We start from the raw sequence: 13,663 nt of genomic DNA on the forward strand, positions 1-13,663 counted from the left end.
CGGACTACATAAAATAAATTGTTATGAAAAAATATTTTATAAACGGAGTTGTGCTTGTTTCGCTGCTTGTTTCAACTCGTCTTGCAAATGCTCAATCAGTTGTTATGAACCTGAAAGAGATACTGCAGAAAACATCAATTGGTAACCGTCAGTTGCAGATACGAGCCATCGAACTGAAGCGTACAGAAGAATTGCTGAAGGAAGCAAACAGTTATTTGCTTCCCACTTTACAGTTCAACAGCAGTTATATGGTTTTTACCGAACGACCGGTTATTTACCTGCGTGATGAAACGGCAATGCCAAAAGTAAATGATACTAAATACGGAGGTCGTCTCGCTTTTGATGCAAACGTAACAGCGAATTATGCTATTACAAATCCGGTGGTGAAAAATGAAATCAAATCAGTTGTTCTTCAACAGAAAATAGAACAACAAAATATGCGTGCTTACGAAGAACAGATTGCGTTGGAAGTATCGCAGCTTTATTTCACCATCCTGTTTTATGAACAACAGAAAAAAGTACTTAAGCAAAGTCTCATACGTAATGAGCAGGCGCTTAAAGATGCGAAGAACTTGTATCTCCAGGGAAAAAATCTTAAAGCAGATACGCTCAGTCATTCAATTTCGGTTCAGAACATACAGATATCACTGGCATCACTTGATAACCAGGTTCGGATTACACTGTTACAACTAAAGCAATTAATGGGTGTTGAAAGCACAATGGATCTTTCTTTTTCAGATACTCTTTCAGCAGAAGATGAAAGCTTGAATTTGAATGTACCAGCTTCTTTATTAGAAATTGCCCGGCAGAACAGATCCGATATGGCGCTTGCAAAGCTGGGGATTGAACAAAGCAAAATTCAGTTACTCAAAACCAAGTCGCTTTACAAGCCTCAATTATCAGCCTTTGCGCAATACCAGGTGCAGTCGCAGGCAGATGATTATCGCTTCCGCTACTATGGATTACCACGCACATCGTTTGCCGGCTTAAGGTTGAGTGTACCTATTTACTCAGGCAACAGGTTGAAGTATCAATCGGCAGCAACTTCAATTTCAATTCAACAAAAGAAATTGGCATCGGCCGACCTTGATGCAAAAATCGAAACAGCGCTTACGGCACTTACTCTAAAATTGCAGGATGAAAAACAACAGGCGGCCTTGCAAAAGAAAGTCGTAGATGTTGCCCTTGTTAATTATAAAATGATTGATGAGCGATACAGGGCTGGACTAAGCAACCGGCTCGAGCTGAATGATGCAGAGCTTGCGCTCACAAAAGCAAAACTGGAAGAGTCTCGTTTGTATTATTCCCTCCAGCTTCTGGCAATTGAGTTGAAAAAAAATATGGGCATCTTGAAACTAATAAATGACTAAACAGACTATGGAAAAAATAATAGATGTAAAATGGCACTCATCCCAACAAATGCTGGTAGCCAAATTAAGTGGAAAGCTGAATGCTGAAGATATCAGGCATTGGAACAATTTGTTGCTGGGTGCTATGGATAATCTGAATGATAACTCGGTGTTTAAGATAGTGGTAGATCTCCATGGCTTTGAGGCTGAAGATATGGAAGTGCATAAACAATTCCGAACAATTATTCCGGCGTTACTTGCAGATTACAACTACCGTATAGGTTACCTTGATATGTTTCCTGAGGCCAATATTGAATTAAAACAAACAAGAGGTATCAGGTGCATTGCGATGGCAAATGTTCATCACAATGCAGAAAAAATGCTCGACTATCAAACCCGCTTTGGAAATGAGCACGAACATTATTTTACAGAATCGGATATGGCTCTTGCATGGATAAAAAAATATGTGTCGGCAAACTAATGAATGAAGAATGATAAATAAGACCGTTTAATATAATAAATCAGTAAGCCTGCTAAATGCGGAAGGCTTACTGATTTTCGGGGTATAGAAACCTGTTATATAGATATGCTGCTATCATTCTCAAGGTATATACAAACACTAGCAATTAATATAGCAACATCATCTTTTCATGAGTTTCTTTGAACTGAAGTTTGTAAATTACCACTACTAATTTCTGTTTAATGTTGCGATTATTCACCTTGTGTTTTTTTGTTAGTTCACTGCTGGCGGCATGTCGTGGAATAAGAACCTTGCCATTTGATCATTCTTCCAGGCAGGTGACGAACCGGCCGCACATGATCGCTGTTTTTATGGATGGTACGAGAGGCAAAATTCATCAGGATGCCCGCAGGAATACAAATGTGTTGAAAGCTTTTTACCTGGCCGACACTACTGTTAAGAAACTTTACATTGAAGGCGTGGGTGCAGGCAACAGGGTGAAGGATGGAATGTATGCCCTCACCACAAATGAACGGGTGATGAGAGCTTATCGTTTCCTTACTGAAAATTACAGGCAAGGTGATTCAATCTGTTTGGTTGGTTTCAGCAGGGGTGCTAACCAATGCCGCATACTATCGGGCCTCATTTATACCATTGGCCTTATTGATCTCAGGCAAATAAAAGAAGAAAAGGAAAAGCAAACATTACTGCTGCAACTTTATGAGCTGTATTGTTCCACAACGACAGCTGTTAAGAAGCAAACATTGGCAAGCCATATGAACCAGTGGGAAGTCGATCACCCCGGGCAATCGATTGCTTATGATACCAGCGGAAAAACGATGATAGATGTAATGGGCTTATGGGATACCGTAGAAGCTTTTGCCATTAACGACGAATTTGAAACCTGCACACCTATTCCACACCACCTGAATCAAGTGTACAATGTGAAAAAAATTTTTCACGCATTATCGCTTGACGATAACCGTGCATTTAATTACACACCCATTTTAGCTACACATAAGGAAGTTGAATTGGGGCCTCATCAGCATCTTGATTCAATAGTGGAAGAAGTTTGGTTTAATGGAAGCCATAAAGATGTAGGTGGCGGTATTAAAAATAAGAGAAGAGACCAGTTAAGTGGCATTTCTTTAAAATGGATGTTGGCTGCATTTAAACCCTATAATATTTTTAGAGACACTGTTTTTCAGACAAATATTTATGGCGAGGTGAATGACATGCGTAGAAAATGGCATCTCCGTAAAACCTCTCCCGGTGACACGTTACGGGCCATAGATAAATATTGGAAACAGATGAATACGAGCTGGAATAATCACCGCCTGATGCTGCATCGATCGGTAATAGACCGGTTGGATTCGGGAACAATACAGTATTTTAAATTTAAAAGTAGAAAAGACGGTTCGAAACGAGCGGATTGGTACGAATGGGAACCATTTAAAAATTGCTTTAAAAAAGATACAGTTAACGGAAAGGAAAGAATCAGGTTTCGTACCGATATAATTTGCCCTTGTATTAAAATAGTAGATGATAAAAGCGCAAAAAACCAAGCAGTAGAAAATTCTGTGCAAACGACGGCTGGGCTAAAAGCACATATGGGCAATGGTGAAAAAATTGAAAGCTTTCTCGGTGTTGCCCATAGAATTGGAAGAAGGTGTAAACAAACGCATGCAAAAGGCTGGTATGTTTAAAACAAATGCATATGAAAACTTTTGCTGATAAAATAATCGCATTCAATAGACAACTTAATTTTTCAGAAATCTTACCAAAGGGAATCAGTATCATGAATCCTTTCAAAGAGAATAAAAATGCCTTTTCTGTTTCTTCTGAATTTTATAAGAAATATTATAGCGATTATAATTCTAGACATTTGATTTTAGGCATTAACCCCGGGAGATTCGGTGCCGGTATTACCGGTATACCGTTTACAGATCCCAAACGGGCTGTTGACAAATGCGGATTATCATTTAAGGGTGAATTAAAACACGAACCTTCTTCTGTATTTGTTTATGAAGTAATAGAGGCCTTTGGTGGTGCTGATTCTTTTTACAAACGTTTTTATATTAACTCGGTTTGCCCGCTGGGTTTCACCGCCACAACTGAAAGGGGGACGGTAGTTAATTACAATTATTACGACAGTAAAGAATTGTTAACCACAATGCATGATTTTATTATCAAAAGTATTGAACAGCAAATTTCGCTGGGAGTTAATACCGATCTGGTGTTTTGTTTTGGAACGGGGAAGAATGAAAAGTTTTTAAGGAAACTGAATGGTGAGAAAAAATTTTTCAGAAAAATAATATCATTAGAGCATCCAAGATACATAATGCAATACCAGTCAAAAAATAAACAGTTTTATATCAATAATTATATTTCAACATTTAAGCAACTAAAAGGGTTGTTCCCAGATTGAAAAAACGCTCCTCTATCAAACCTTCTTCAGCAAAACTCATGAGCAGTACTTTGTTAATCCGGAGACTGCTTCTGCATGGATAAAAAAATCTGAGCCTGAATTAATATCAGTTTGCAGCTGAGAAATAAACGAGCAGATATCCCTTGCAATAGAAATTCATGATATCAGAATGTGGTTTATACCTGTTACCATTCCTGAAAATTGAGCTGATTCAGTAAGCACAAATTATATACAATCCACTCTGTTTAGTATAACAGTGAAGCCTTCGCATGAATTTATTTTCGTACTCAAATAAATTTTTATGCAAACAACATTAAACATTTCAACAATGAAACATGAAAAGAGATGGACAGCACTTGCCTTGTTATGTGCTGCACAATTCATGGTAATCATGGATACATCGATCATTGGCGTAGCATTACCTGCTATTAAAACGGAACTGGGTTACACACAAAGTGGCTTACAATGGATCTTTAATGCGTATGTAATTCTCTTCGGCGGTATTTTATTATTAGGCGGTCGTCTTTCCGATTTATTTGGTGCACGTAAAATTTTTATGTGGGGATTTGCAATTCTTGCTGCAGCTTCATTCTTTGCAGGTGCAGCCTGGTCACCTGAAGTATTAAACACTAGTCGTGCACTACAGGGCTTAGGTTCTGCCTTAATTGCTCCTGCTGCAATGACTTTATTAATGTCAACCTTTACCGATCCGCAAGAGTTGGGTAAAGCATTTGGTTTCTGGGGAGCATCGGCAGCAGCAGGTGGTTCAGCCGGGGTTTTTCTGGGCGGGGTTATTACAGAGTGGCTCGATTGGCGTTGGGTGTTTTACATCAACATACCTATTGCACTCATCGTACTTGCATTCAGCAAACAATATCTTGTTGCAGGACGTAAATCAATTGGCAAAGTCGATTGGGCCGGTGCAATACTTGCTACAGTTTCATTAATTCTGTTGGTTTATACAATTGTTACTGCAGAATCGGCCGGTTGGTTTTCAATTCAAACAATTGGCTTGCTGGCGGTAGCCGTTATGCTGTTTGTTGTATTTATTAGTTTACAAAAACGTAAACAGGATCCTTTACTTCCGCTACAGATTTTCAAGGTGCCTAATCTTGCAGCAGGTAATATTGTAATGGCGTTAATGGCAGCCGCCTGGATACCGCTTTGGTTCTTTCTGAATCTTTATTTACAACAGATACTTAAGTTAAATGCATTTAACAGCGGACTGGCTTTGTTACCTATGACTATTGTGATCATGATTGTAATGGTTGGGCTTACAGGTAAGCTTGTTGCTAAGTTTGGATTTAAACGAAATCTCGTTGCGGGTTTAATTTCATTAACGGCTTCACTAGTTCTCTTTGCGTTGGTACCAACCAATGGCACTTATTGGGTGAATGTGTTGCCTGCTTCATTATTGGGTGCATTAGGTATGTCACTTGCATATATACCCGGTACAATGGCTTCAATGTCGGGCGCTAAACCGGAAGAAACAGGTCTTGCTTCAGGTATTGTTAATACCAGTTACCAGATTGGTTCAGCAATTGGACTTGCTGTTATTGCAGTAATTGCTGCAGCTGTAACAAAATCAGGAATTACTGCCGGAGTAACTGACACAGAAGCATTAAACAATGGATTTCAAATTGCATTTATCAGTGCTGCTGTAATAGGAGCTGTTAGTGTATTGATTGCTGTGTTTAAAATCAAACATTCAAAATAATTGTTACAAGTCTTATTTCAAAGCCCTGCATTTCAAAGCAGGGCTTTTCTATTTTATGGCATGTATAAAATATACAACTCATAGTTTATAGTATAACAACACCCGGTAAAGGCGATGGTATTTTTATGTTATGAATGAAACGATGCTTATCCGCTAAAAACTTAATCAGGATTAAGAAGAAAACTTAAGATAGTTTATTGCTCATCGCTTCTAATGAATTCAATTTTGACTTGCAATTTCACCATTATGGAACTCATTACATATAAAACTGAAATTAAAAATGAATCAGCCGCAGGAAAAGTTTCTTTGCTTTTAAATCAACTTATTGGTTCTTCTAACTGGCAATTGGATTTGGAAAGCGATGATGGTCTTTTAACTGTTTTTTCGCCCGGAGCTTTGAATGAGCCTGAGATAAGAGCTGCTATACAGAAGGCAGGGTTTGAAGCTAAAAGTATTGAAAGAATTTATTCAATCTATTAATATGAAACTGAGAGACATTTTCAATATGCTGCTTTTAGCTGCTATCTGGGGCAGTTCGTACCTTTTTATCAGAATAGTAGCGCCGGTTATCGGTGTATCGTTAACAATGGGTACAAGGGTGCTTATTGCTGCCTTATTCCTTTCTGTTCTGTCATTGGTTTACGGACAATTTCCTTCTTTTAAAAAGTATTGGTGGCAATACTTATTATTAGGCGCTTTAAATATGGTGTTGCCCAATCTGCTGGTCGTATTTTCTGTCATGCAGTTAAATGCTTCAATGGGTTCTGTTTTAAATGCAACCACACCTTTGTTTACATTACTGATTGCAAGAATATGGCTGAAAGAAAAACTTAGTGTTGCAAAAATTACCGGTCTGCTGTTGGGTATTGCCGGAATTGTAATACTGGTGGGATGGAATCCTGTTGTTGTTAATGGCAAAGCAATGATTGCTGTATTAGCTTCTATTCTTGCATCAGTAAGCTATGGCGTTGCTAATGTATTTACACGCATAAAATTTACAGGAAGCAAGCCGATGCAAACTGCCTCCGGTCAAATGATGGGTGCTGCTGCTTTAGTACTGCCTTTTATGTTTGCCGGAACAAACGCACAAACATTCTCTTTACCTGTATTTACTCCGCTTCTTATTCTGGGTATTGTTTGCACAGCACTGGCCTTTATCATTTACTTTAAACTCGTGAGCAGTATGGGATCTGTAAATACTTCAATGGTAACAATACTGGTTCCTTTTTTTGGAATTCTATGGTCGGCTGTTTTCTTGAAGGAGCCGGTTACAATCGGATTGTTGATAGGATTGATTTTTATAATCACCGGACTCACATTGGTAATCCGTTCGGCTAATCACTCAGCACGTACTGTAGTAAAAGTACCAGTGATTGTTTCAAAGACGAATGATGTTTCGCCGTTATTAACTGTAATCACTAAGAAAATATTATAGCGAAATAACTTATAATAAAAAAAGTAAAATAATGAAACAACAATTTTTTTACACAGGCAATCACTGGACTGGTTTTATAACAAGAGTGGCGTTGGGTTTACTCATACTGCCACACGGTTTGCAAAAAGCTTTTGGCTTACTTGGTGGATATGGATTTAAAGGCACTATGGGATGGTTTACTGAAACCATGCATATACCCTGGCTGCTTGGAGCCTTTATCATTATTACAGAATTTATTGGCGCCATTTCTTTAATCGCCGGATTTGCTACAAGGTTTTGGTCGATTATGATGATTCCATTAATGATTGGCGCTATACTAAAAGTTCATTTGCCCCACGGCTGGTTTATGAATTGGGATGGTATTTTAAAAGGAGAGGGATTTGAATTTCATATTGCCATAATTACTTTATCTGTAATAACCTTATTAAACGGGGCTGGGCGTTTTTCATTTGACAGAAAAATTGCTGCCGCTTAAATTAAATTTTATGAGCGAAAAAATAAAACTGAATAAAGCAGAACCCGCAGCCATCAAAGCAATGCTGAGTCTTGAAGAATATGTGGCGGCAACAACTGTATCTCTTGTTCATAAGGAACTGATAAAAGTCAGAGCCTCGCAAATAAACGGTTGTGCTTTTTGCCTGGATATGCATATTAAGGAAGCAAAAAAAATAGGTGAAGATGAACAAAGGCTCCACATGCTGGCAGTGGGGCGGGATTCAGATTTATTTTCGGGCGAGGAGAAAGTAATTCTTGCACTTACAGAAATCATTACGCTCATTCACAAGAAGCGAATACCGGCAAAGTTGCTTGCCAGAGCAAAAGAATTATTTGGAGAAAATTACCTGGCACAATTGATTATGACAATCATAACCATTAATGCCTGGAACAGGATAGCAATATCTACAGATTTATAATGCCTTTTTACCCTGCTTTCTTAAGCTGTGTTACAAAAGGGTTATCAGAAATATTTAAAAAATGTACAAAACAGATGAACTTCAAATTATGAGTAACATTTAAAAATTAAGAACAATGAAACAATTATTTACGATTACAACAGCAATTGCAATTATTATTTTTAGTGCCAGCGTAAACGCACAGTCAAAAAAAACAAGTGCCAAAGGTGTTCGCTGGAGTATTGGTGCTGAGGCAGGAGTTCCTGTGGGTAAGTTTAATACCCCTGTACAATGGAACCTGGGTGGTTCTATTCAGGCTGATTTTAATGTAGCCAAAAGAGTGTTGTTTATTACAGCTAATACAGGATTCAATAATTTCTTTACTGAGAGTGGTGTTAAAGGTGATGTACAGATGATTCCTGTAAAAGCAGGTTTAAAGTATTTCCCTGCTAAGAATTTTTATATTCAGGGTGAAGCAGGTGTATCTTTTCTTACCAGCAAGGACAAGAACCAGGCTGATAGATCTGCTTCTTTCGTATATGCTCCTCAATTAGGTTATCTCATTCCTTTAGGTAAAAGAAATTACCTGGATGCAGGCATCCGTTTTGAAAGCAATTCCAAATTCTATGATAATGGCAGCCAGGCCAACTTCTTTGGTTTGCGTGTTGCCTATGCCTTTAATTCAAAATAAATATTCCAACCTCATAATTTGATAAAATAGCCTCTTCGGAGGCTATCTGTTTTAGAAGCTTGCTGATAATTTTGTAATTTACCAATACTGTTGTTGCCCAATATTTAAATCACGATTCGTTTATGAGTGAGTTATATTCAAATATTTTCCGCCACATATCTGCTTATGTTCCGCTGCAGGAAGAAGATGAGCAACTTATTGCAGGATATTTAACTACAAGAAAAATCAGGAAACGTCATTTTCTTGTATCAGAAGGAGAGCACTGCCGCAGTGAAAACTTTGTGGTGAAAGGATGTTTCCGTGCATATTATGTAGATGACAAAGGCAAGGAGTACCTGTTACGTTTTGCTATGGAAGATTACTGGATTACTGATCTGAATAGTTTTACAAACAACGTTCCTTCCCGTCAGTTTATAGAAGCACTGGAAGATAGTGAAGTAATATGCATTACCCGCCAGGCATTAGATGCACTGTTGATGGATTTACCAAAACTGCATAAATATTTTATGCTTATTTACCGTAATGCCATCATTAATAATTACGACCGTATTCAGCAGAATTTTTCTTTACCGGCATTGGACCGGTATCGCAATTTTCAAAAGCGATATCCTCAACTGGAACAACGGGTACCCCGTTATATGATTGCCTCTTATCTTGGAATTACTCCTGAGTTTCTCAGCAAAGTAAGCGCACATAAATAATACATTGGTATTTTGTTTTCTTAAACTTGGTTAAGTAAAAATCTTAAACTGTTTCATTGTACAAGTTTTTGTTTCTGAGCAATTTTACATCGTCAAATAAAACAGATTGCAATCTTTAAAGTGTTGACGGTTTAATTAAAGTTTAAAAAATAAAAAGAATGGAACAGAAGTCAATTTTTCAAAAAGTAGCAGATCCTGTTACACCGGAAAATTCCGTATTGTTATTGGTAGATCATCAGTCAGGTTTAATGGCTGGTGTTGGTACTACTGACCCGCATTTGTTAAGAGATAGTCTTGTGGGTGCTGTAAAGGCAGCTAAAGTATTAGGCATACCGGTTATTTTAACGGAGGTAACACCCAATATCTGGGGTCCTTTTATTCCCGATGTTACCGCCATTGTACCTGACGTAAAAGTTATCAGCCGCAGTATCATTAATGCATGGGATGATCCCGAAGTAAGAAAGGCGATTGAAGCAACAGGGCGTAAAAAAATCCTGATCGGTGCTGTAACTACCAATGTATGTCTTGCATTTCCGGCGGTATCCTTAACTGCTGAAGGTTATGATGTACATGCCCTGATGGATCTTGCCGGCACGTATAACGACTTGCTGGATCGTTCTGCATGGGAATATCTGAAGCAGGGCGGTGTGGTTATCAGCTCGTCTTACACAGCATTTTGTCAAATGATTTATGATAATGCAAGACCTGTGGCAAATGAAGTTTATGCTGCATTGGATGGTTCTCCCTGGAGATATACATTCCATGCTTTACTCAATAAAAAGTAAAGACGTAGTTGTTTAGTTTTCATGAGTGGTTTTGGTTGATGAAAAGCCGGGGTTCTTCCCGGCTTTTTTATTAGGTTAAATTTGAATTTGCTTAACTGTGAACAAGATAATAATACTGTTAAACTGAAAAACGGGATTAATATCCTTACATCAAAATAGTTGCTATTGCAGTTGTGGAGAAGAGTTATATCGGTAGTGTAATTGAAATTTATATTGCTGATGAATTAAGAAAGGCTTAATGAATCTTTACGGCTATTACCAACTAATGATTTTTTTTTAAAAACTATAGTTCATTTATTTTATTGTCAATAAATCCCGGGCATAAACTTTCAAACACCAAGGTAGGAGAAGTAACTGCCATAGCTCCGCACACCGCTCCATATTGCAAACATTTTTGTAGTGAGAAGTTTTGGAGATAGGCATACAGGAAACCGGAAAAAAAACTATCACCGGCGCCATTACTATCTGTTATCGGAACGTTTTGTAAAGCAGGCTGCTCCAGCCATTCGCCATTTTTGGTGAGCAGGCTGGCGCCTTGCTTTCCGTGGGTGCAAATCACTAATTCTTTACCCCTGTTCATCAATTGCTGCATAGTGTTTTTATAGTCAGGCAAATTATCAGAACTTAAGTGGATGAATTGAGCTGCATCAATAAAGTCTTCATGATACATATTTTTTCCATCGTAATCATGCAAGTCTGTCCACACCGGTTTGTTATGTTTTTTTATTAGTGGAATCAAATGCCGGCAATAAGAAATAATATTCAGTACAATCAAGGTGGAACGTTCGAGCAATTTCTCAATAACAGTTGTATTGTGCTCAATAATTTCTGACGATTGTTTAATGAACATGGATATCCTTCCGCCGTTTGCATCCATAATATTAATATGACGTTCAGTTCCTGCCGGGTCTGTATCAAAAAAGGTTTCTACTCCTTGTTCTTTCAGGAAGAGTTTGATTTTTGCCCCATACTCATCATTTCCAACAACAGAATACAACGTGTTGGATAAACCCAGTTTGGTTAACGCCAGTGCTTTGCCGCTCCCCGTAGATCCTACACCTTCGTTGAAGGGTGCTTTGTGTATGGTTTGCGGAATTGGTTGTGGAAAGTTGGACAAGTACACAACATGATCAAACGTTGTACCTCCCAAAACAGCTACATGTTGATTCATTAATCAAATTTTAGTATAAAAATTGCAAATATCTTTTATTTCTGATTCTTCACTGCTGCTGTTTAAATAATTACAGGCAGTCACCATTGACTCAATTGAGCGGAAATTTTATACAAAATGGCCGTGATAGTGCAAAGGGACAGTCTCCTTAGACTAATAGATTTGTTTAAAAAAGTGAAGCAACATTATTCCTGGAAAACAGCTGGTATTATCAGGGAAACATCACAGTCGGTTACCATATTTTTCGACACCCAAGGCATTGATTTCTCTTTCAAGGCAGGGCAATTTATAAATCTTACGTTATCGATTAATGGAGAAAGCTTTACCCGCTCATATTCATTAAGCAGTGCTCCCGGCGAGGAAAAATATCCGGCAATAACTGTAAAAGCTGTGGCAGGAGGAATAATGAGTAATTATATTGTAGGGTATGCCGAGGAGATCACAGAATGGGGAATCGACGGGCCGCATGGTTTATTTCATGTTACAAACGAAGATAAAAACAGCAGGTGGATTGTATTGATAGCAGGTGGTAGTGGCATTTCTCCGCTTTATTCAATTTTAAAATATCTATTGATATCATCTGCAACCAATATTTTACTGATCTACTCCAACAAAAACGAAGAAGATGTAATTTTTGCAGATGCATTAACTTATATGCAGCGATCATTTTCTCATCGTCTGAGAATTGTAAAGGTTTTTACAGATCGTACCGGAATCAGTAATTCAAGGTGGACTGAAATTATTGAAGGCCGTCTCACTCGCATCCGTTTAAAAAAGATCATCAAACAATACTTAGGTGAGCAGTACCTGTCTGCTCAATATTTTGTTTGTGGTCCGGAAGGGTTACAAAATTTGGCATCAGAAGTAGCTGACGGTCTTGGTATTCCTGTTAATCAATTTCATAAGGAAAGCTTTTTTCCTAAATCTGAAAAAATTTCAATTAGTCTGCCACAAATAATGCAGGAAGTGTTACTTCATCACTATGAGCGAACCAATTTACTGGAGATAGCACCAGAGAAAACAATTCTTGACGCAGCCTTGGAAGATCATGTCCCTGTGCAATATTCCTGCAAAAACGGAACCTGTGGAATGTGTATTGCGAAACTCACTTCCGGTAATGTGCATATGAAACAGAATTATGCATTACAAGCCGACCAAATAGCCAAAGGCTACATTTTGCTTTGCCAGAGTCATCCATTGGATAGCAATGTTACAGTTGAAGTAAATGAATCTATCTGAAAAATATAAACTTTATGGGCTATAGTATAATAACAACAGTATCTGTATAGAATAATTTTGAATCAGAATAATTGATAGAATTTGTAAATATTAAAACGTAAAAAAATGAACGAAGAAACACGCACAAATCAAACAGGCAGGGCATTTTGCCTCTTTGATAACATTGACATTGCAGATTACTCAAAACTGGAAGAATATAAAGAGAAAGTTTTTCCGGTTGTAAGTGCATTTGGAGGTAAATATTCAGTTGCCAGTGAACGTATAAGAGTGGTTGAAGGGAATTGGCGGCCTCGTTTTTAGTAATGATTGAGTTTCCGAGCTTTGAGGAAGCCAATCGATGGTATGATTCGGAAGAGTATAAAGAGTTGAAAAATTTGCGACAGTCTTCGGGAAAGTTCGACGGGATTATAGTAGAAGGACTCTGAAATTAGTGGAGGAACTGATATTTGAATCCAGGGTCTGAATCCAAAATCTTAAATCTTCGAAAGTAAACAGTTAAAAGGATTGCATAAGCGAGCAATAAAAATAGTGGTATGAAAAAGTATACACATATTATCAATGGAATGCATGGTGAACACTGTGTAAATGTTATTAAAACTGTTCTCTCAAAACAGCAAGGAGTTACAATCCATGATGTGGAGCCGGGCAAAGCAATAATTAGTCTTGATGAATCTTTAAATTCAAACGATAGCATTATATCAGCTATCGAAAAAATGGGTTATAAAGTAGTTAGGTGATAGTACTGTTACCAATTGTATCAGACGATCGACAGGGGTACAGTCGCTGGTAAGAGG

General features: G+C 37.9%; 15 protein-coding genes and 1 pseudogene. 15 read left to right on the forward strand and 1 reads right to left on the reverse strand.

Translation table 11 applies throughout. The annotated features are described in order from the left end of the window. Positions 1–23 precede the first annotated feature (23 nt). The 12 genes from WG954_RS14935 (at position 24) to WG954_RS14990 (ending at position 10,459) form a co-directional block, all read left to right on the forward strand. Positions 24–1,370 (forward strand): TolC family protein, encoded by a 1,347-nt coding sequence (locus WG954_RS14935; RefSeq protein WP_340437476.1) that lies wholly within the window; start codon positions 24–26, stop codon positions 1,368–1,370. 7 nt (positions 1,371–1,377) lie between these two features. Further along, complete coding sequence (locus WG954_RS14940) at positions 1,378–1,830, forward strand: hypothetical protein (RefSeq protein WP_340437477.1); 453 nt, start codon at positions 1,378–1,380, stop codon at positions 1,828–1,830. Between the two features lie 335 nt (positions 1,831–2,165). After that, positions 2,166–3,515 (forward strand): phospholipase effector Tle1 domain-containing protein, encoded by a 1,350-nt coding sequence (locus WG954_RS14945; protein WP_340437478.1) that lies wholly within the window; start codon positions 2,166–2,168, stop codon positions 3,513–3,515. 11 nt (positions 3,516–3,526) lie between these two features. Next, positions 3,527–4,237 carry a uracil-DNA glycosylase family protein gene (locus WG954_RS14950; RefSeq protein WP_340437479.1) on the forward strand — a complete coding sequence of 237 codons (711 nt, stop codon included), beginning with the start codon at positions 3,527–3,529 and terminating at the stop codon, positions 4,235–4,237. A gap of 328 nt (positions 4,238–4,565) precedes the next feature. Beyond that, positions 4,566–5,954, forward strand: a complete 1,389-nt coding sequence (locus WG954_RS14955) for an MFS transporter (RefSeq protein ID WP_340437480.1) — start codon at positions 4,566–4,568, stop codon at positions 5,952–5,954. Positions 5,955–6,200: 246 nt separating this feature from the next. Continuing rightward, positions 6,201–6,434, forward strand: coding sequence for a heavy-metal-associated domain-containing protein (locus tag WG954_RS14960; RefSeq protein WP_340437481.1), 234 nt, complete (start codon positions 6,201–6,203; stop codon positions 6,432–6,434). Between the two features lies 1 nt (position 6,435). Then, complete coding sequence (locus WG954_RS14965; protein ID WP_340437482.1) at positions 6,436–7,389, forward strand: DMT family transporter; 954 nt, start codon at positions 6,436–6,438, stop codon at positions 7,387–7,389. 31 nt (positions 7,390–7,420) lie between these two features. Continuing rightward, positions 7,421–7,864, forward strand: coding sequence for a DoxX family protein (locus WG954_RS14970; protein WP_340437483.1), 444 nt, complete (start codon positions 7,421–7,423; stop codon positions 7,862–7,864). Between the two features lie 10 nt (positions 7,865–7,874). Further along, positions 7,875–8,303 (forward strand): carboxymuconolactone decarboxylase family protein, encoded by a 429-nt coding sequence (locus tag WG954_RS14975; RefSeq protein ID WP_340437484.1) that lies wholly within the window; start codon positions 7,875–7,877, stop codon positions 8,301–8,303. A 115-nt stretch (positions 8,304–8,418) separates the two neighbouring features. Next, on the forward strand, positions 8,419–8,973 hold the full coding sequence (locus WG954_RS14980; protein ID WP_340437485.1) for an outer membrane beta-barrel protein: 555 nt from the start codon (positions 8,419–8,421) through the stop codon (positions 8,971–8,973). A gap of 122 nt (positions 8,974–9,095) precedes the next feature. Continuing rightward, positions 9,096–9,674 carry a Crp/Fnr family transcriptional regulator gene (locus WG954_RS14985; protein WP_340437486.1) on the forward strand — a complete coding sequence of 193 codons (579 nt, stop codon included), beginning with the start codon at positions 9,096–9,098 and terminating at the stop codon, positions 9,672–9,674. Positions 9,675–9,832: 158 nt separating this feature from the next. Continuing rightward, the gene (locus tag WG954_RS14990) at positions 9,833–10,459 is read left to right on the forward strand and encodes an isochorismatase family protein (RefSeq protein WP_340437487.1); all 627 of its coding nucleotides are present in this window, start codon (positions 9,833–9,835) and stop codon (positions 10,457–10,459) included. Between the two features lie 283 nt (positions 10,460–10,742). Here WG954_RS14990 and WG954_RS14995 read toward each other — a convergent pair whose 3' ends face one another. Continuing rightward, positions 10,743–11,630 (reverse strand): carbohydrate kinase family protein, encoded by an 888-nt coding sequence (locus tag WG954_RS14995; RefSeq protein ID WP_340437488.1) that lies wholly within the window; start codon positions 11,628–11,630, stop codon positions 10,743–10,745. A gap of 174 nt (positions 11,631–11,804) precedes the next feature. Here WG954_RS14995 and WG954_RS15000 point away from each other — a divergent pair, with 174 nt between their 5' ends. From WG954_RS15000 to WG954_RS15010, 3 genes and pseudogenes are all read left to right on the forward strand, one after another. Beyond that, entirely contained in the window at positions 11,805–12,869 is a 1,065-nt protein-coding gene (locus tag WG954_RS15000; RefSeq protein WP_340437489.1) for a flavin reductase family protein, read from the forward strand. Positions 12,870–12,974: 105 nt separating this feature from the next. Further along, positions 12,975–13,294, forward strand: a pseudogene (locus WG954_RS21645) (DUF1330 domain-containing protein). Between the two features lie 108 nt (positions 13,295–13,402). Beyond that, on the forward strand, positions 13,403–13,606 hold the full coding sequence (locus WG954_RS15010; protein ID WP_340437491.1) for a heavy-metal-associated domain-containing protein: 204 nt from the start codon (positions 13,403–13,405) through the stop codon (positions 13,604–13,606). Positions 13,607–13,663 lie beyond the last annotated feature (57 nt).

The organism is Lacibacter sp. H375 (assembly GCF_037892425.1).
Lineage (GTDB): Bacteria > Bacteroidota > Bacteroidia > Chitinophagales > Chitinophagaceae > Lacibacter.

Coding starts and splice junctions, on each gene's coding strand:
- WG954_RS14950 (WP_340437479.1), top strand. CDS start 3,527: ATGAAAACTTTTGCTGATAAAATAATCGCATTCAATAGACAACTTAAT.
- WG954_RS14980 (WP_340437485.1), top strand. CDS start 8,419: ATGAAACAATTATTTACGATTACAACAGCAATTGCAATTATTATTTTT.
- WG954_RS14960 (WP_340437481.1), top strand. CDS start 6,201: ATGGAACTCATTACATATAAAACTGAAATTAAAAATGAATCAGCCGCA.
- WG954_RS14965 (WP_340437482.1), top strand. CDS start 6,436: ATGAAACTGAGAGACATTTTCAATATGCTGCTTTTAGCTGCTATCTGG.
- WG954_RS15010 (WP_340437491.1), top strand. CDS start 13,403: ATGAAAAAGTATACACATATTATCAATGGAATGCATGGTGAACACTGT.
- WG954_RS14990 (WP_340437487.1), top strand. CDS start 9,833: ATGGAACAGAAGTCAATTTTTCAAAAAGTAGCAGATCCTGTTACACCG.
- WG954_RS14985 (WP_340437486.1), top strand. CDS start 9,096: ATGAGTGAGTTATATTCAAATATTTTCCGCCACATATCTGCTTATGTT.
- WG954_RS14995 (WP_340437488.1), bottom strand. CDS start 11,630: ATGAATCAACATGTAGCTGTTTTGGGAGGTACAACGTTTGATCATGTT.
- WG954_RS14935 (WP_340437476.1), top strand. CDS start 24: ATGAAAAAATATTTTATAAACGGAGTTGTGCTTGTTTCGCTGCTTGTT.
- WG954_RS14970 (WP_340437483.1), top strand. CDS start 7,421: ATGAAACAACAATTTTTTTACACAGGCAATCACTGGACTGGTTTTATA.
- WG954_RS14945 (WP_340437478.1), top strand. CDS start 2,166: ATGATCGCTGTTTTTATGGATGGTACGAGAGGCAAAATTCATCAGGAT.
- WG954_RS14940 (WP_340437477.1), top strand. CDS start 1,378: ATGGAAAAAATAATAGATGTAAAATGGCACTCATCCCAACAAATGCTG.
- WG954_RS14975 (WP_340437484.1), top strand. CDS start 7,875: ATGAGCGAAAAAATAAAACTGAATAAAGCAGAACCCGCAGCCATCAAA.
- WG954_RS14955 (WP_340437480.1), top strand. CDS start 4,566: ATGAAACATGAAAAGAGATGGACAGCACTTGCCTTGTTATGTGCTGCA.